Raw genomic sequence first — 16,524 nt, forward strand, 5'->3', positions numbered from 1 at the left:
GAACGCCATGTCACGCCGCGGCGCCAGTAGGCCGGATATGAACCGGCCATAGCGCATGCCCGGAACCCGGAGGATCGATGCTCGCCAATCTTCTCGCCACCCTGGCGAGCGCGATCACCTCCGTCATCCTCGCCGGCGGCTATGGCGGCGTCGCGGCGCTGATGGCGATCGAATCCGCCTGCATTCCCCTGCCCTCCGAGATCATCATGCCCTTCGCGGGCTACCTGGTGTCGACCGGCCACTTCAGCTTGGTCGGAGCAGCGACGGCGGGTGCGCTGGGCTGCAACATCGGATCGACCATCGTCTACACCCTGGCCGCACACGGTGGCCCGGCGCTGATCCGGCGCTGGGGCAGGTTCGTCCTGCTCAGCTCGCAGGAACTCGCCTGGGCGGAGCGCTTCTTCGCCCGCCACGGCGCCATCACGGTCTTCATCGGCCGGCTGCTGCCGGTCATCCGCACCTTCATCGCCCTTCCCGCCGGCATCGCGCGCATGCGGCAGGTGACGTTCCAGGCCTATACCTTCGTCGGCTCCTGGCTCTGGTGCTATGCGCTGGCCTATGTCGGCGCTGAGCTCGGCGAGCGTTGGGACAGCGACCCGGCACTCCGGGCGGTCTTCCATCGCCTGGATGCAGCAATCCTGGTTGCATTGGTTGCGCTGGGGGCGTGGTTCGCCTGGCGGCATCTCCGCGCTGCCAAGGCCGGCAGGGGACGTCCCGGAAACCGGGCTTCCGGCTAAGTCCGCGCCCCGGCGTCGGTCAAGCTGACCGGCATCAGGAGCGAGCTGCCGCCCGGCGGTCCCATCACCCAATTCATGGCGGCGATTCCACCGACGCTCAGAACCGCCACCAGCAGCACGATCCAAACTTCGCGCATGACCCCACCGATGCTCGTGGGAATATCCTACCGCAGCACGAGGCGATGGGCTGTCAACGCATCCGCGAGGAAGCGCGACTGTGATCGGTTCACGGACCCGATCGAGGCCTCATCCAGAAGTAGAATTTCGGACGAAGAGATATGTTCTCCTGGAAGATCTGAGCAGATTTTCGTCAACGGAATCGGGATTTTCTTACATTTCTTAAGCAAAAGCGAAGCCGATCGCCGAAAAGAGCAAATATCGGCCACCAGCCGATTGCCAGTGGGCCGCCACCCCTGGCACAAGTGGCTCTCAAACCCGTGACGGAGCGAGACCATGCGCATCGCGCTGGCGGCCGCCTTGCTCGCGATGGCGTTCCTGCCCGGCTGTCAGGAGCGGCCACAGACCTTCCACGTGCTGCCCGCCTTCGAACGCGGGCTGCTGGCCCTGGCGGCTCCACCGGACGGCGCGATTCTCCCGGCGCATCCGCGCGCTTCGTGACGGCGGTCGCCCGACCGGCAAGGCGTCAGGCGAAGGCGGACGACCCGGGGCAGGCGATGAGGCTGTCGTCGATGCGGGACTTCGCTTCGGCGACCAAGGCGGCAAGGCCACCCGGCTGCGCGGTTTCCATCAGCGCCGGACGGAACAGTCCTTTCGACGGGTGATAGATCAGGACCGACCATCCCGGCCCCTGGTCCATGACCTGCAGGCGATGCCGCCTGTAGGTGATCAATCGCACGGCTCTGGCGTCTTGCACCGGTTCCACTCCTGCATGGCGCGGCCTCAATGCTGACGAGGTGATCAGCGCCTTTGGACGCAAGGGGCCGGCACGCCGCGCCGCGGCGGCCATGTGCGGAACAGATGCGCGACAGCCATGGTCCCAGGCCGCCCCTGGCATATCGGCGCCGGGGTGCCTGACGCATTGTTTATCCAGGGGGCGCGTCCATGATCCGCAGAGATGGCGCGGTCGCGCTGCCGTCGATCCCCCGCCTGGAGCGTGATCGCTTCAAGCTAAGCGATCACGCTCCAGGCGCCTTGTTTGATCGCGTGATTCACGGTTTTCGGCAACTCCGCCTCAACCGATCACGCTCCAGCCCCGATCGTGCTAACCGTCGCGTATGCAGGATCGTCACGCCATCAACTTTCCCACACGCCGTCTGCTGCTCGCGATGGCGACCGCGACATCCGTGTCGAGCCCCGCCTGGGCTCAGGCGACGCCGACGGAGGTGGTGGAGCGCTTCCATGCCACGCTCCTCGAGATCATGCGCAATGCCGGCAGCCTCGGCGTGCGCGGCCGCTTCGACCGGCTGGCGCCGGTCATGCAGGCGAGCTTCGACCTGCCGGCGATGACCCGCATCGCGATCGGCCCGGCCTGGAGCAACATGACGCCGGACCAGCAAGGTCAACTGGTGCAGGCCTTCTCGGAGTGGTCGATCTCCACCTATGCCAACCGCTTCAACGGCTTCTCCGGGGAGAGCTTCTCCACGGCCGGCGTCACGACGTTGCGCAGCGGTGACCAGATGGTGCGCACCGCGCTGAACCGCGTGAACGACGCGCCCGTGCAACTGAACTATCTGGTGCGGCAGGCCTCCGCCGGCTGGCGGATCGTCGATGTCTATCTGACCGGGACGATCAGCGAGCTCGCGTCGCGCCGGGCGGAATTCACCACCGTCCTGCAGCAGGGCGGGCCGGACCGCCTGATCGCGGAGTTGCGCCGACGCGCCGCGGCGCTGATGCGGGGCTGAGACAGCGCCAGCGGCTGGATGGCGATGACCTTGTCGGCCGCCCCCGGATCGGAGAGCACCTGGACCGGATCGGGCTCCCCCCCAACCGGCGCGGCCGGACCACCGGCCGGTGCCGGCCCGGGGCTGGCGCCGCCTTCGGTGCTCTGCCGGAGCTCGGCATTGCGGCGCTGTTCCCAGACGCTGCGCAGCCGTGCATAGAAATCGAGCGAGCCGCGCTGCAGCTCGTCCAGCCCTTCGATGGTCTGCTCGCGCAGGTCGAGACCCTGCACGGCGCCGCGGGCCATCAGATATTCGGTGGGAATGACCCAGCTCAGCGGGTTCAGGAAACCATCGGCGACCCAGCCGACGCTGTCGCGCACATTGGACGGCCCGGCGATCGGCCACATCAGGTAGGCGCCGCTGTCCATGCCCCAGACATGCAGGGTCTGCCCGAAATCGCCGGTCCGCTGCGCGAGCCCCCAATCGGTCGAGACATCGTAGAGACCGCCGAGCCCGAAGAGCGAGTTGAAGGTGAAGCGCAGCAGCGTATGCGCCGCGTCCAGCATCCGGCCCTGCAGGACGTTGTTCACCAGCACCCGCGGCTCGTTCATGTTGGTGACGAAGCGGCGGATGCGGGTGCGGGCATAGTCCGGCACGGCTTCCCGATAGCCGAGGGCGACGGGCCGGATCACCGCGCGGTCGACCGCCATGTTGGCGTCCAGCACGTCCCGGTTCCAGGGCTCGATCGGGTCACCGGGCGCCGCGGTGGTGCCCGGCCCCTGGGCGCAGGCCGCGAGGGACAGGGTCAGGGCCAGCAGCAGGGCGGGATATCGGGGGGGCATCGGCCGAGCATAGGGCCGGGTATCGGGGCTCTGCCGCATCTGTTTCACACGACCTCCTGATGTTCCGTAGGCGGAACCGCCAGCAGTGCAGGACGGACCAGCAGGGTGACCAGCAGCTCCCAGCCCAGCGAGACCATCAGCAGCCGCCCCATGCTGGCCGTGCCGGGATGGCTCGACAGCCAGAGTGCGCCGAAGGCGGTCGCCGTGGTCAGCGCGCTGAACACGACGGCTCGCGTCAGGCTCGATTGCAGCGGATGCGCTTCGCCAGCCCGCCAAGCCATGACGAAGTAGATGTTGAACGCGACCCCGATGCCGAGCAGCAGTGGCAAGGCGATGATGTTGGCGAAGTTCAGCGGCAGGTCGAAGACGACGCAGGAGGCGAGCGTCAGCGCCGCGCTGAGCAGCACCGGCAGCATGGTCAGCAGGACGTCGCGCGACCGCCGCAGGACCAGGGCGAGCAGCAGCGTGATGGCGAGCGCCGAGAGCAGTGCTGCCTGCAGGAAGGCGGTGACGATGGCATCGCCGGCCCCCTTGATGGAGATCGGCGTGCCGGCGGCGTCGGGGGCGATGGCCTGGATGGCGGTGGAGAAGCGCTGCAGGCTGGCGTCGTCGCTGGCATCGCTGTGGGGAAAGGCCTCGACGCGGGCACGGCCGTCGGCCGTCAGCCAGTCGGCGACCAGCTCCGGCGGCAGGGTCTGGCGGCTGACGGGGCCGGCTTCCAGCATGGCGCGCACCTGCTCCAGCAGGATGCCGAGCGGTTCGACGAGCGCCGTCGCCACCGCCGCCCGCGTGGCGGGCGGGGCGGCGGCGAGCTGATCGAGGGCGGCAGCCAGACGGCGGGCGGTGACGGCGGCCGGATCCCCTGCCTGTCCCGCGCCCTGGCGGAGGGCGGCGGCTGTCCGTCGCAGGCTGTCGATCTGCGCCGCGTCATCGGGCGGCGGCAGCCGCTCCACGCCCTCGAGCGTCGGCTCCAGCAGCGCGGCGGCATCCCGGATCAACGCGAGCTTCTCCGCCTGCTGGTCGGGGATGAAGCTGTCCAGCGTGACGGTATGCGATACGGCCGGCAGTGCCTGCAGGCGCCGCGCCATGGCCGGAGCCTGCTCCAATGAGGGCACCAGGACGCTGACGGTATTCGGCGTGCGATCGGGATCGGCCATCAAGATGCGCAGCGTGGCCATCGATTCCACGGCTTCGCTGCGCAGATTGAGCGGGTTGAAGTCGAACCGCACCCAGGGCAGCAGCGCCACCGACCCGGCCCCCACCAGCGCCGCCACCACCAGTACGGCGCGGCGGTTGCCGCGCAGCACGGCCTCGATCGGGGCAAGGGCGGCGTATCCCATCTCCGCACGGCCGCCGGCGGGATGCAGCAAGGTCAGCAGCGCCGGCAGCAGGGTGATGCTGAGCGCGAAGGCGATGATCATGCCGAGGCCGGCAATGGCCCCGAGCTCGGCGACGCCGATGAAGCTGGTCGGCAGGAAAGCGAAGAATCCGACGCAGATCGCCGCCGCCGCGAGCGCCAGCGCCCGGCCGATCCCGCTGCCGGTCGCCGCCAGAGCCCCGTGCAGGCCGGATCCAAGCCGCCGCTCGGCGAGGTAGCGGACGCAGAACTGGATCGCGAAATCGATGCCGAGCCCGACGAAAAGCGGGATGAAGGCGACCGAGATCAGGTTGAACCGCCCGGTCGCCAGCAGCCCGGCCCCGGTGGTCATGACCAGGCCGAGAAGCGTCGTGACCAGGATCGCGACCATGCAGCGCACGGAGCGGACAGCGAGCCAGAGGACCAGGAGCAATGCGGCGACCATGGCGCCGGTGACCAGCTCGGCGTCCTGGGCGAGGGTCGCGAACTCCTCATCGGCCAGCGGCACCGGCCCGGTCAGCCGCAGGGTCACGCCGTGTGCCGGATCCATCCCGAGCCGGCGTGCCGTGTCGCGGATCGCGGCACTGGCGGCCGCACCCGGCTGCAGCGCGGCATAGTCCATGACCGGCTGCACCAGCAGGATCCGCCGGGTCTCGCGCGACCCGGCAGCCGAGCCGGCGATCAGATCGCGCCAACTGAAGAAGGCCGGGCGGCCCGCCAGGGCAGCCTCGGCGGTCCCGGCGATGGCGGCCATCGCGGGCGCGATGTCATCGAGCCTGGCCTGGCCGCCTTCCACCCCCTGCAACGCGGTCCCGATGACACCCATCACGCCGCGCAGGCTGGGATCGGCCGCCAGCGGCCCCAGGAAAGGCTGGGCGCGAACCAGTTGCTCCATCGTCGCCTGAACGCGCGCTGTCGGCAGCAGCAGCAGGCCATTGCGCGCGAAGAAGGCGCCGCCATCCGGCTGCCGCGCGGCACGGAACAGCGCGGGCTGGGCCTGCAACGCCTCCACCAGCCGGCTGGCCGAGGCATCGGCAAGCTCGGGCGTCGCGCCTTCGACGACGGCGACGATCACATCCTGGAACTGCGGGAAGGCGGCATCATAGGCGAGCTCATGCTGACGATAGGTGAGCTCGGTCGAGATCAGCTCGGCCGTATCGGTCGTGATCGCGAAGTGGCGGGCGGTGTAGAGCAACGCCGCCGCGGTGAGCAGCAGCGCGACCAGCAGCACCGTGACCGGCAGCCGGCAACTGGCCGCGACGATGCGGCCGATGCGCGAAACGGCCATCCGGCGCGGTCAGCCCGCCCGCGCGGGTCGAGCGTTTGCTTCGCCCATGGCGGCGAGTGCGGCGGCGACGATCTGCGGCGCGTTCAGCCCGGCCTCGTCATACTGCTTCACCGGGCTGTTGTGGTCGATGTAGCGGTCCGGCAGCACCATCGGACGCAGCTTCAACCCCGTCTCCAGCAGACCCGTCCACGCCAGGTGCTGCATCACCAGCGAGCCAAAGCCCCCCACCGAGCCCTCCTCCACCGTGATCAGCACCGCATGCTCCCGCGCCAGACGCTCCACCAGCTCCACATCCAGCGGCTTCGCGAACCGCGCATCCGCCACCGTGCAGCTCAGCCCTCGCGTCCCAAGATCCTCCGCCGCCGTCAGGCATTCCCCCAGCCGTGCCCCGTAGGACAGGATCGCCACGCTCGTCCCCTCCCGCAGCACCCGGCCGCGCCCGATCGCAAGCGGCGTCCCCCGCTCCGGCAGAGCGAGCCCCAGCCCCTCACCCCGCGGGTAGCGCAGCGCGCTCGGGCCGCTGTCCAGCACCGCCTGCGTCGCCACCATGTGCATCAGCTCAAGCTCATCCGCCGCCGCCATCAGCACCATGTTCGGCAGGCATCCCAGATACGCGATGTCGAACGACCCCGCATGCGTCGCGCCATCCGCACCCACCAGGCCCGCCCGGTCCAGCGCGAACCGCACCGGCAGGTTCTGCAGCGCCACGTCATGCACCACCTGGTCATAGGCCCGCTGCAGGAACGTCGAGTAGATCGCGCAGAACGGCTTCATCCCCTCCGTCGCCATCCCCGCCGCAAACGTCACCGCATGCTGCTCCGCGATCCCCACGTCGAAGCTCCGCTTCGGGTACGCCTTGCCGAACGCGTCCAGACCCGTCCCCGACGGCATCGCCGCCGTCACCGCCACGATCCGATCATCCGCCGCCGCTTCCGCGATCAGTGCCTTCGCGAACACCTTCGTGTACGAGGGCGGGCCCGGCGGCGCCTTCACCTGCTCACCCGTCACCACGTTGAACTTCGCCACACCGTGGTACTTGTCCGCGCTCTGCTCCGCCGGCGCGTAGCCCTTGCCCTTCTGCGTCACCACATGCAGCAGGATCGGGCCCTGGTGGTCGGTGTCGCGCAGGTTGCGCAGCACCGGCATCAGGTGGTCCATGTCGTGCCCGTCGATCGGGCCCACATAGTAGAACCCCAGCTCCTCGAACAGCGTGCCACCCGTCAGCAGCCCGCGTGCGAACTCGTCCGCCCGCCGCGCCGCCCGCTCCAGCGGGCGCGGGAACCGACGCGCCATCTTCGCCATCAGCTCCCGGATCGACAGGAACGGCCGCGACGAGATCAGCCGCGACAGATAGGCGCTCATCGCCCCCACCGGCGGCGCGATCGACATGTCGTTGTCGTTCAGCACCACGATCAGGTTGGCCCGGCTCGCCCCGGCATTGTTCATCGCCTCATAGGCCATGCCGGCACTCATCGCCCCGTCGCCGATCACCGCGATGACGTGCCGCTCCTCGCCCTTCAGCTCGCGTGCCACCGCCATCCCGAGACCCGCCGAGATCGAGGTCGAGGAATGCGCCGCACCGAACGGGTCGTATTCGCTCTCCGACCGCCGCGTGAACCCGGACAAGCCCCCGCCCTGCCGCAAGGTCCGGATCCGCTCCCGCCGACCCGTCAGGATCTTGTGCGGATAGGCCTGGTGACCGACATCCCAGATCAGCCGGTCATGCGGTGTCTCGAACACCGCATGCACCGCAACCGTCAGCTCGACCACACCGAGCGAGGCCCCCAGGTGACCGCCCGTCACCGACACCGCGTCGATCGTCTCCGCGCGCAACTCAACAGCAACCTGCTTCAGCTGCTCCGCCGACAGGTTCCGCAAATCCGCAGGCTCCCGAATACGGTCAAGCAGCGGCGTATGGGGCATGACGGTTCCTCACCGGCTAGTGGCGACGGCTGATGACATGATCGGCCAGGGCGCATAGCAGATCCGCGCGCGCCCCGAAGACATCGAGTTCCGCCTTGGCGCGCGCGATCAGCTCCACCGCATACAGCCTCGCGCGCTCGGGGCCCAGCAGGCCGAGCAGCGTCGCCTTGCCGGCGGCCGCGTCCTTGCCGGTCGCCTTGCCCGCCTGTTCCGGCGTCGCGGTCAGGTCCAGCAGGTCGTCGGCGATCTGGAAGGCCGTGCCGATGTCCCGCCCATAGGCCAGCAGCCGCTGACGCAGCGGCGCCGCCGCCTGGCCGAGGATGCCGCCGGCCTCGGCCGCGAATTCGATCAGCCGCCCGGTCTTCAACTGCTGCAGCCGCAGCACAGCCCCGCGCTCCAGCGGCGCCGTCGCGACCTCGGCCAGCATGTCGAGCATCTGGCCGCCGACCATGCCCTGCGCCCCGGCTGCCTGGGCCAGGCGCAGGCAGAGCGTGGCGCGGATCTCGCCATCGGCATGGGTCTCCGGCGCGGCCAGGGTGGCGAAGGCCTGGGTCTGCAGCGCGTCGCCGGCCAGGATGGCGGTCGCCTCGTCCCAGGCCTTGTGCACCGTGGGCTTGCCGCGGCGCAGGTCGTCATCATCCATGGCCGGCAGATCGTCATGCACCAGCGAATAGCCGTGCAGCATCTCGACCGCCGCCGCCACGCGGATCGCCGACCCGCGCGCCACGCCGAACAGCCGCGCGGTCTCCAGCACCAGGAAGCCGCGCAGCTTCTTGCCGCCACCGATAGTGGCGTAGCGCATGGCCGCGAACAGCGGGGCTTCCTCGCCGGCATCCGGCGGCAGCAGCACCGCCAGCGCGGTGTCGATCTCGGCAGCGGCCTCAGCGATGGCTGCCGGCAATGTCTCCAGGTTCATGGCGTCAAAGCTGCTTCAAAGCCGCGGAAGGATCTCGTTGCGGGCGCGCTGCACGTCGGCAGGGAAATCGATCTCGACCCATGGCAGTGCGGTGATGTCCACCGCCGAGAACCGGGCCGGGTCGGCGAGGATCAGGTCGCGGATCGCCTCTTCATACTCCACGCTGGCCTGGCCGGATTGCACATAAGCGTCACACCGATCCGCCAGGGCGGCGGCCATGGCGGCGGAGAAGCGGAAGAAGCCGACGGATTCTCCATACCGGTCATGCGCATGTTCGGGCTGCTTGCGGAAATCCACGATGCTGTCGCCCCGGAAGCAGATCTTCACCGGCTCGTCGCCCGGCTCGATCTCGCGGTCGAGCAGCAGGACATTCTCGTGGGGGGTATCGAGGAGGGACGCGATCATGCGCTGATCGTAGAGCACGTCGCCGTCCATCAGAAGGACCGGCGTTCCGGCGCGCAGCCAGGCCCCCTGTGCTGCGAGCGACACGAGGCTGCCCTCGCGATATCGCGGGTTCTCCACGAAAGTGACACGGCCGGACAGCCCCAGGCGGGCGACCTCGGCCCGGATCAGCGCCTGCTGGTGGCCGACGGTGATGCTGACATGATCGACGCCATGGGCCCTGAGTGCCGCCAGATGTCGCGCCAGCAGCGTGCTGCCGCCGAATTCCAGCAGGATCTTCGGCCGATCCTCCGTGGCATGGAGTCGCCGGCCCACGCCGGCCGCCAGGATGATCGCAGCAGCGGCATGCGAAGAGGCAGACACATCCAATATCCCGATTTCCCCAATGGAATTACGGTATGGTGACAGTTGAATATCTTGCAAGTGTCGCCATCCTGTCATCCGCGCTGTCGGGAGCGCTCAGGAAGAGGGATGTGCCTTGAGGCATTCGATCGCCATGCCCGTGCGCGACGGCCAGGTCGCCACGACCCGTTTCGCTGCACTGCGGCACGAAATCACCAAACCGACGCTGTCTTTCCTGATGGAGGCGCATGACGGCATCAGCGCCAAGATCGTCGAGGAAGCGGGCTTCCGCGGCATCTGGGCCTCGGGGCTGACGATCTCGGCCTCGCTCGGCCTGCGCGACAGCAACGAGGCGTCCTGGACGCAGGTGCTGGACGTGCTGGAATACATGGCCGACGCCAGTACCCTGCCGATCCTGGTGGATGGCGATACCGGCCATGGCAATTTCAACAATGTCCGCCGCTTCGTGCGCAAACTGTGCGAGCGCGGCATCGCCGGCGTCTGCATCGAGGACAAGCTGTTCCCCAAGACCAATTCCTTCCTGGGGGAAGCGCAGCCGCTGGCCGACATCGACGAGTTCTGCGGCCGCATCAAGGCCGGCAAGGACAGCCAGACCGACCCCGACTTCACCCTGGTCGCGCGCGTCGAGGCGCTGATCTCGGGCCGCGGCATGGATGAGGCGATCACGCGCGCCGAGGCCTATCACCGCGCCGGCGCCGACGCGATCCTGATCCATTCCAAGAAGGCGAGCGCGGACGAGATCTTCCGCTTCGCCGAGATCTGGGCCAATCGCGCGCCGCTGATCATCGTGCCCACCATGTATTACGCGACGCCGACCGACCTGTTCCGGCAGGCCGGCATCTCCACCATCATCTGGGCGAACCACCTGCTGCGATCCTCCATCACCGCGATGCGGCAGACCGCGGCCGCGATCCAGGAGGACGAGTCGCTCATGCGCGTCGAAGGCAGCGTCGCGACGGTGAAGGACATCTTCCAGCTCGTCGGCAATGCCGAGCTGGAAGAGGCCGAGCGCCGCTACCTGCCGGCGCCGCCCGCCGTCGGCGCGGTGGTGCTGGCGGCCGGTGGCGAGCTCGGCGGGCTGCCGGCGGATCAGCCCAAATGCATGGTCGATATCCGCGGCCAGTCGCTGCTGAAGCGCCTGACCGGCACCCTCAGGGAATGCGGGGTGCAGGACGTGACCGTGGTGCGCGGCTACCGCAAGGAAGCCGTGGCGCTGCCGGGCGTCGCGATGGTGGACAATGACCGCTTCGCCGAGACCGGCGAGGCCTGGTCGCTCGCCTGCGCCCGCAATGCCATCCGAGGTGAGACGGTCGTCGCTTATGGCGATGTGCTGTTCCGCCGCTACATCCTGGACAGCCTGCTGACCAGCAGCGCGGATGTTGTGGTGGCGGTGGATGCTGTGGCCTCGGTCCAGCCATGGGCCGGCAAGCGCGACCTGGTGATGGCCGACCGCCGATATTCCGGTGACTACCTGGACGACGAGCCGGCCATGCTGCGGCGGATGAACCAGTATATCCCGGCCAGCGAAGTGGCAGGCGAATGGATGGGCCTGGCCCGCTTCAGCGCCCGCGGCACCGCCTGGCTGCAGGAGGAGATCGCGGCTCTGGAAGCCGAAGGGCTGCTGGAGCAGGCCGACATGCCGCTGCTGCTGACCCGGCTCGCCGCCCGGCATCCGGTGCGGGTCAAGTACTTCACCGGCCACTGGCTGGACGTCGACACCATGACCGACCTCGCGGAAGCGCGTAACGTCACCTGAGCCATGATCACCGCCCAGGATTTCATCTCCGAGGCCGGCCGGGCCGGCTTCGACTTCTACACCGGCGTCCCCTGCAGCTTCCTGACGCCGCTGATCAACGGCGTGCTGTCGGCGCCGACGCTCGCCTATGTCGGCGCGACCAGCGAGGGCGAGGCGGTGGCGATCGCCGCCGGCGCCTGGCTGGCCGGACGGCAGACGGTCGTGATGTGCCAGAATTCCGGCCTCGGCAACGCGGTGAACCCGCTGACCTCGCTGAACGCGCCGTTCCGCATCCCGACCCTGTTCCTGACCACCTGGCGCGGCGAGCCCGGCATCCCGGACGAGCCCCAGCACGAGCTGATGGGCGAGATCACCCAGGACCTGATCGCCGTGATGCGCCTGGAGCAGGCCCCCTTCCCCAACGAGGCCGTGGCGCTGGCGCCGACCCTGTCCCAGGCCGCCGCCCGCATGGAGGCGACCGGGCTGCCCTACGCCTTCGTCGTCCGCAAAGGCGACGTGGCGGAAACCGCGCTCAACCAGGCGCCGCGGGAGCTGCCGCCGCCCGGCGAACGCGTCGACCACCGCGCCATCGGCGCCCGCCCGACCCGGGCCGCAGCGCTGGAGCGCGTGCTGGCGGTGGCGCCGGAGGAAGCCGCAATCATCGCGACGACCGGCAAATGCGGCCGCGAGCTCTTTACCCTCGCCGACCGGCCGCAGCACCTCTACCAGGTGGGCTCGATGGGGGGCGCCAGCGGCATGGGGCTCGGCGTGGCGCTGAACAGCCCGCGGCCCGTGGTGGTGCTGGATGGCGATGGCGCGGCGCTGATGAAGCTCGGTTCGCTCGCGACCATCGGTGCCCATGCGCCTGGTAACCTGGTGCATGTGATTCTGGACAATGGCGTGCATGATTCGACCGGCGGCCAGGCGACGGTCTCGGCTTCGGTGGATTTCGCAGCCATCGCGCTCGCCTGCGGCTATCGCCGGGCGGCTTCCTGCGCCTCGCTCGAGGGTTTCGAGCACGCGCTGCGCCGCGCCTTCGCCCAGGCGGGACCGACGCTGATCCATCTGCGCATCGCACCGGGGTCGATGGCCAAGCTCGGCCGCCCCACGGTCAAGCCGCCCGAAGTGGCGCGGCGCTTCCGCGACTTCCTGGCCTCGCCCATGGCCGCGACGCGCGCGGCGTGATCTGGTCCACGGGCATCAGCCTGGGCATCGGGCTTGCGATCGCCGTCGCGCTGATCGCCGCCAACGACCCGGCCGAGATCTTCGGCCTGCTGCTGCAAGCGGGCTGGGGCCTGGTGCTGGTGGTCGCGCTGAACATCAGCCAGATCGTCGCCTCGGCCGCCGGCTGGGCGCCGGTGATCGACGATCCGCGGCGGCCAGGCCTGCCGTTCCTGGCGCGGCTACGCTGGATCCGCGTCTCGACCAACGCCCTGCTGCCCATCGTGCAGGCGGTCGGCGAGCTGATCCGCGCCCAGTTGCTGGCGCGGGCAGGGGTGCACAAGGTCAAGGTCATCGCCAGCGTCGCCACCGACCTCGGGACCGAGATGGCGTCGCAGATCGTCTTCTCCCTGCTGGGCCTGCTGGTGCTGCTGCTGATTCCGCATGACGGCGGCGACACGGCCCTCAGGGTCGCCGTGATCGGCACCCTGCTCGGCGCCGGCATCACCGGCGTCTTCATGGCCGCGCAGCGCTGGGGCCTGTTCCATCTGGTCGAGCGTCTGCTGCCGAAGCTCGCGGCCCGTGCCGGCTGGACCTCGCTCGGCGACCTGTCCGGGCTGCACGACGCGGTGGTCCGGCTCTACCGGCAGCCCGGGCGGCTCTGGGCCAGCGGCGGCTGGCACTTCGTCTCCTGGCTGCTCGGCGTGCTGGAGACCTGGGCGGCCATGTGGGCGCTCGGCATCCCCGGCGGGCTGGCCGAGGCGCTGGTCATCGAAAGCCTGGGCCAGGCGGTGCGCAGCGCGGGGTTCTTCATCCCCGGCGCGCTCGGCGTGCAGGAAGGCGGCTATGTGCTGATCTGCGCGCTGTTCGGCATTCCGCCCGACCGCGCCATCGCGCTGGTGCTGCTCAGGCGGCTCCGCGACATCGTCATCGGGGTCCCCGGCATCATCGCCTGGCGCTGGACCGCCGCCGCCCCAGCCATCCCCGCTGCCTCTCCGGCCAGGAGCCAGCCATGACACCGCCCCCGTCGCCGCCGATCCTGCTGACGCCGGGTCCGCTCACCACCCGGAGCGAGACCCGCCAGGCCATGCTGCGCGACTGGGGCTCCCGCGACCCGGCCTTCATCGCGCTGACCGCGGAGCTGCGCCGGCGGCTGCTCGCCATCGCCGCCGGCGAGGCGACCCATGTCGCCGTTCCATTGCAGGGATCCGGCACCTTCATCGTCGAGGCCGCGATCGCCACCCTGGTCGGGCCTGGGGACAAGCTGCTGGTGCTGGTCAACGGCGCCTATGGCGACCGCATGGTCACGATCGCCAGGCGGATGGGCCGCGCGGTCGATGTCCTGCGCTGGCCGGAGGACCAGGCGGTCGATCCCGCCTCGATCGGCGAACGCCTCGCCGCCGATCCCGCCATCACCCATGTCGCCCTGGTGCATTGCGAAACGACGACCGGCATCCTGAACCCGCTGGCGGAGGTCGCTTCCGTGGTCGCCGGGGCCGGCCGCGCCTTCCTGCTCGACGCCATGAGCAGCTTCGGCGCCCTGCCGATCGACCTGGCGGCCACCCCGGTCACCGCGGTCCTGGCCTCCTCCAACAAATGCCTGGAAGGCGTCCCCGGCCTCGGCTTCGCCCTTGTCGAGGCCGCCGCCCTGGCCGCCGCCGCCGGCCGCAGCCCCTCGCTCAGCTTCGATCTGCATGCGCAGTGGCGGGGCTTCGAAACCGATGGCCAATGGCGCTTCACCCCGCCGGTCCAGGTTGTGGCCGCACTCGTGGAGGCGCTCAAGCTGCTGGAGGCCGAAGGGGGCCCCGCGGCCCGCCTGGCGCGCTATCAGGACAATTTCGCGACCCTATGGTCCGGCATGCGGCGCCTCGGCTTCCAGCTCTTCCTGCCGGAAGGCTTGCAGGCCCCGATCATCGCGACCTTTCATCTGCCGCCGGGCCTGGCGTTCCGGCCCTTCTACGACGCGCTGGCCGAGCGCGGCTTCCTGATCTACCCGGGCAAGCTGACCCAGGCCGAGACCTTCCGCATCGGCTGCATCGGCGCCCTGGACCGCCGGGATTTCGATCGCCTGCTCGCGGCGATCGCGGCGGTGCTGGCGCCGGCCTGACCACGCGATAAGCGGACTGGTCATGGACCGGTCCGAGGCCGCGAATGCGGCCCCACGCGCGACCGACCTACCCGCCGGCGCGCCCTGACGGCGTGGAAGCCAAGCCGCCGGAGGCGGCGCGTCACGCCGAAAGGCGTGCCTCTGGCACGTCACGCCGAAAGGCGTGCCTCCGGCACGGCGCGTCTGAGGGCAATGATCATGCAGGCCGGCGCTTGCCGATCACGCCGAGCAGGATGGCGACGACCGGGGTGATGACCGCGGCCGCGATCAGCATCGGGAAGGCAGCGCCGCACCAGACCAGGATCGGCACGAAGATCATCAGGTCGTCGGGGTCGACATGCAGCCCAGGCCCGATCACCCAGGGCCGCAGCTCGCCGATGCGCAGGATGTGCAACTGCCAGAACAGCGACCCGACCGCGGCACCGGCGATGATCCCGAGCAGCGGGCCGTAAAGCCCGAGCTCGGGCATCTGCCCGATGCCGATGCCGATGAAGGCGATGATGTTGGAGGTGCAATCGCTGATCAGGTCATAGCGATGCCCGCCCGGACTGGTCTGGCCGGTGAACCGCGCCAGGTCGCCGTCCATGCGGTCCAGCAACATGGAGAACACGAAGATCGCGCCCCCGATATGCAACCATGGCGCCGGGCCGGCGAAAGCGATCGCCGCGGCGACGCCGGTGATCAGGCGGAACGTGGTGATCTGGTTCGGCGTCACGCCGGTCGGTGCGAGGGCGACCACCCCCGGATGGACGATGCGGTGGATGATGGTGTTGGCGCTCACGGTCAGGCTTTCATGAAACGGCGTACGAAGCGGATCATCCTCGGCACCGTGGTCGGGCGCAGCAGGCGGGGGTCATAGCCCGCCATGCGGCGATCGTTCTCCACGAGGCAGATGTCGAACAGCGCCGCCGCACTCATGGTCACGCCGATGGAATCCGAGGAAGCGGTGAAGTTCGTGTCCTTGGCCGAACCGCCCATGCTGCGGGCGAGGACCAGGCGGTCCCAGAACAGCACCACCCAGATCGCCATGGTCTTCAGCCGGAACCAGGGGCGGCGCCACCAGGGCTCCTGCCGGCGGCGCCAGGCGATCCAATTGGCGAAGAACAGGATGTGGCGCCCCTCCTCCTGGATCACCGGCTCGAAGGTGTCGACCAGATCGGGGGGGAAGAAGCCCGACCGGCGGGCGGCCTCGAACAGGCCGAAGGCGAAGAAGCTGTCGATGCACTCGCTGTATCCGGTGCGCATCCAGCCCCATTCGACATCGCGGAAACCGGTATATTCCGGCTCCGGTTCCAGCACGACGCCATAGGCCTCGACCAGGTTGGACAGCACCTTCTTGTGCCGGGCCTCCTCATTGCCATCCATGACCACGGCTTCCCGCAGCAGCGGGTCCTCGATGGTCCTGGCGTAGTCCAGCACCCGGAGGGAGGCGCGGCCCTCGGTCTGGACCGCGATGTCCCAGATGGGCAGCCCGGTGAGCCGGGCATGGGCTTCCGGGTCCAGCTTCGGCCAGTCCAGGACGCGGGGCTTGTAGGGGTTGTGCGTTTCCAACAGCATGCGGGCGAACATCGCCATATGCTCGGGACTGCCGACCGCCACCGTGCCGGGCTGATCGAAGGTCCAGTGCCGAGCGGTGTGGTCGGCGGCAGCGACACGCGGGCTGTCAAGCGGTATCGACTCAGCAGAGCTTGACGGCATCAAGGGACTCCCAAGATCAGGCAGGGCTTTCACGAGCCCGGCAGTAAATTGATGGCGTCATACGCGAAAAGCGCAATACGTTGTTATTTCGGGTGGACAGGATGCGGGGGCCAACGGGTTCGCGTCCTGACATCGGCCCGGACGCTGCCGCATC

General features: G+C 69.3%; 15 protein-coding genes and 1 pseudogene. 7 read left to right on the forward strand and 9 right to left on the reverse strand.

What is annotated here, in order from left to right:
• The first annotated feature begins 77 nt into the window (after positions 1 to 77).
• A complete protein-coding gene (locus GXW71_RS04885; RefSeq protein ID WP_211851273.1) occupies positions 78 to 737 on the forward strand; it encodes a DedA family protein in 660 nt (219 codons plus the stop codon).
• Here GXW71_RS04885 and GXW71_RS04890 read toward each other — a convergent pair.
• A complete protein-coding gene (locus GXW71_RS04890) occupies positions 734 to 874 on the reverse strand; it encodes a hypothetical protein (protein ID WP_211851274.1) in 141 nt (46 codons plus the stop codon). The two genes, GXW71_RS04885 and GXW71_RS04890, sit on opposite strands and share 4 nt — an antisense overlap.
• Before the next feature lie 316 nt (positions 875 to 1,190).
• Here GXW71_RS04890 and GXW71_RS04895 point away from each other — a divergent pair, with 316 nt between their 5' ends.
• Complete coding sequence (locus GXW71_RS04895) at positions 1,191 to 1,355, forward strand: hypothetical protein (RefSeq protein ID WP_211851275.1); 165 nt, start codon at positions 1,191 to 1,193, stop codon at positions 1,353 to 1,355.
• Positions 1,356 to 1,380: 25 nt separating this feature from the next.
• Here GXW71_RS04895 and GXW71_RS04900 read toward each other — a convergent pair whose 3' ends face one another.
• Positions 1,381 to 1,611 (reverse strand): hypothetical protein, encoded by a 231-nt coding sequence (locus GXW71_RS04900; protein ID WP_211851276.1) that lies wholly within the window; start codon positions 1,609 to 1,611, stop codon positions 1,381 to 1,383.
• 361 nt (positions 1,612 to 1,972) lie between these two features.
• Between GXW71_RS04900 and GXW71_RS34680 the strand changes: the two genes are divergently transcribed.
• Positions 1,973 to 2,599 (forward strand): ABC transporter substrate-binding protein, encoded by a 627-nt coding sequence (locus tag GXW71_RS34680; protein WP_246526275.1) that lies wholly within the window; start codon positions 1,973 to 1,975, stop codon positions 2,597 to 2,599.
• A gap of 167 nt (positions 2,600 to 2,766) precedes the next feature.
• On the opposite strand, the pseudogene GXW71_RS34685 reads toward GXW71_RS34680, so the two are convergent.
• The 5 genes and pseudogenes from GXW71_RS34685 to GXW71_RS04925 all read right to left on the reverse strand — a co-directional run.
• Positions 2,767 to 3,459, reverse strand: a pseudogene (locus tag GXW71_RS34685) (MlaA family lipoprotein); the annotation flags it as partial.
• 5 nt (positions 3,460 to 3,464) lie between these two features.
• The gene (locus GXW71_RS04910; RefSeq protein ID WP_211851278.1) at positions 3,465 to 6,065 is read right to left on the reverse strand and encodes an MMPL family transporter; all 2,601 of its coding nucleotides are present in this window, start codon (positions 6,063 to 6,065) and stop codon (positions 3,465 to 3,467) included.
• Positions 6,066 to 6,074: 9 nt separating this feature from the next.
• Complete coding sequence (dxs, locus tag GXW71_RS04915; protein ID WP_211851279.1) at positions 6,075 to 7,988, reverse strand: 1-deoxy-D-xylulose-5-phosphate synthase; 1,914 nt, start codon at positions 7,986 to 7,988, stop codon at positions 6,075 to 6,077.
• A 16-nt stretch (positions 7,989 to 8,004) separates the two neighbouring features.
• Positions 8,005 to 8,904 (reverse strand): polyprenyl synthetase family protein, encoded by a 900-nt coding sequence (locus tag GXW71_RS04920; protein WP_211851280.1) that lies wholly within the window; start codon positions 8,902 to 8,904, stop codon positions 8,005 to 8,007.
• A gap of 15 nt (positions 8,905 to 8,919) precedes the next feature.
• Positions 8,920 to 9,669: a phosphocholine cytidylyltransferase family protein gene (locus GXW71_RS04925; RefSeq protein ID WP_367617247.1), complete on the reverse strand. Its 750-nt coding sequence runs from the start codon at positions 9,667 to 9,669 to the stop codon at positions 8,920 to 8,922.
• A gap of 115 nt (positions 9,670 to 9,784) precedes the next feature.
• Between GXW71_RS04925 and aepX the strand changes: the two genes are divergently transcribed.
• The 4 genes from aepX to GXW71_RS04945 are packed head-to-tail and all read left to right on the forward strand — an operon-like array spanning position 9,785 to position 14,672.
• Positions 9,785 to 11,425 (forward strand): phosphoenolpyruvate mutase, encoded by a 1,641-nt coding sequence (gene aepX, locus GXW71_RS04930; RefSeq protein WP_246526276.1) that lies wholly within the window; start codon positions 9,785 to 9,787, stop codon positions 11,423 to 11,425.
• A gap of 3 nt (positions 11,426 to 11,428) precedes the next feature.
• The gene (aepY, locus tag GXW71_RS04935) at positions 11,429 to 12,589 is read left to right on the forward strand and encodes a phosphonopyruvate decarboxylase (protein ID WP_211851282.1); all 1,161 of its coding nucleotides are present in this window, start codon (positions 11,429 to 11,431) and stop codon (positions 12,587 to 12,589) included.
• Complete coding sequence (locus GXW71_RS04940; protein WP_211851283.1) at positions 12,586 to 13,581, forward strand: lysylphosphatidylglycerol synthase domain-containing protein; 996 nt, start codon at positions 12,586 to 12,588, stop codon at positions 13,579 to 13,581. Before aepY ends, GXW71_RS04940 begins: the two co-directional genes overlap by 4 nt.
• Positions 13,578 to 14,672 carry a 2-aminoethylphosphonate--pyruvate transaminase gene (locus GXW71_RS04945; RefSeq protein ID WP_211851284.1) on the forward strand — a complete coding sequence of 365 codons (1,095 nt, stop codon included), beginning with the start codon at positions 13,578 to 13,580 and terminating at the stop codon, positions 14,670 to 14,672. Before GXW71_RS04940 ends, GXW71_RS04945 begins: the two co-directional genes overlap by 4 nt.
• A gap of 196 nt (positions 14,673 to 14,868) precedes the next feature.
• Here the strand turns inward: GXW71_RS04945 and GXW71_RS04950 are convergent, their stop codons facing one another.
• Complete coding sequence (locus GXW71_RS04950; protein WP_211851285.1) at positions 14,869 to 15,453, reverse strand: CDP-alcohol phosphatidyltransferase family protein; 585 nt, start codon at positions 15,451 to 15,453, stop codon at positions 14,869 to 14,871.
• A 2-nt stretch (positions 15,454 to 15,455) separates the two neighbouring features.
• The gene (locus tag GXW71_RS04955) at positions 15,456 to 16,370 is read right to left on the reverse strand and encodes a ferritin-like domain-containing protein (protein WP_211851286.1); all 915 of its coding nucleotides are present in this window, start codon (positions 16,368 to 16,370) and stop codon (positions 15,456 to 15,458) included.
• Positions 16,371 to 16,524 lie beyond the last annotated feature (154 nt).

Source organism: Plastoroseomonas hellenica (assembly GCF_018129085.1).
Taxonomy (GTDB): domain Bacteria; phylum Pseudomonadota; class Alphaproteobacteria; order Acetobacterales; family Acetobacteraceae; genus Plastoroseomonas; species Plastoroseomonas hellenica.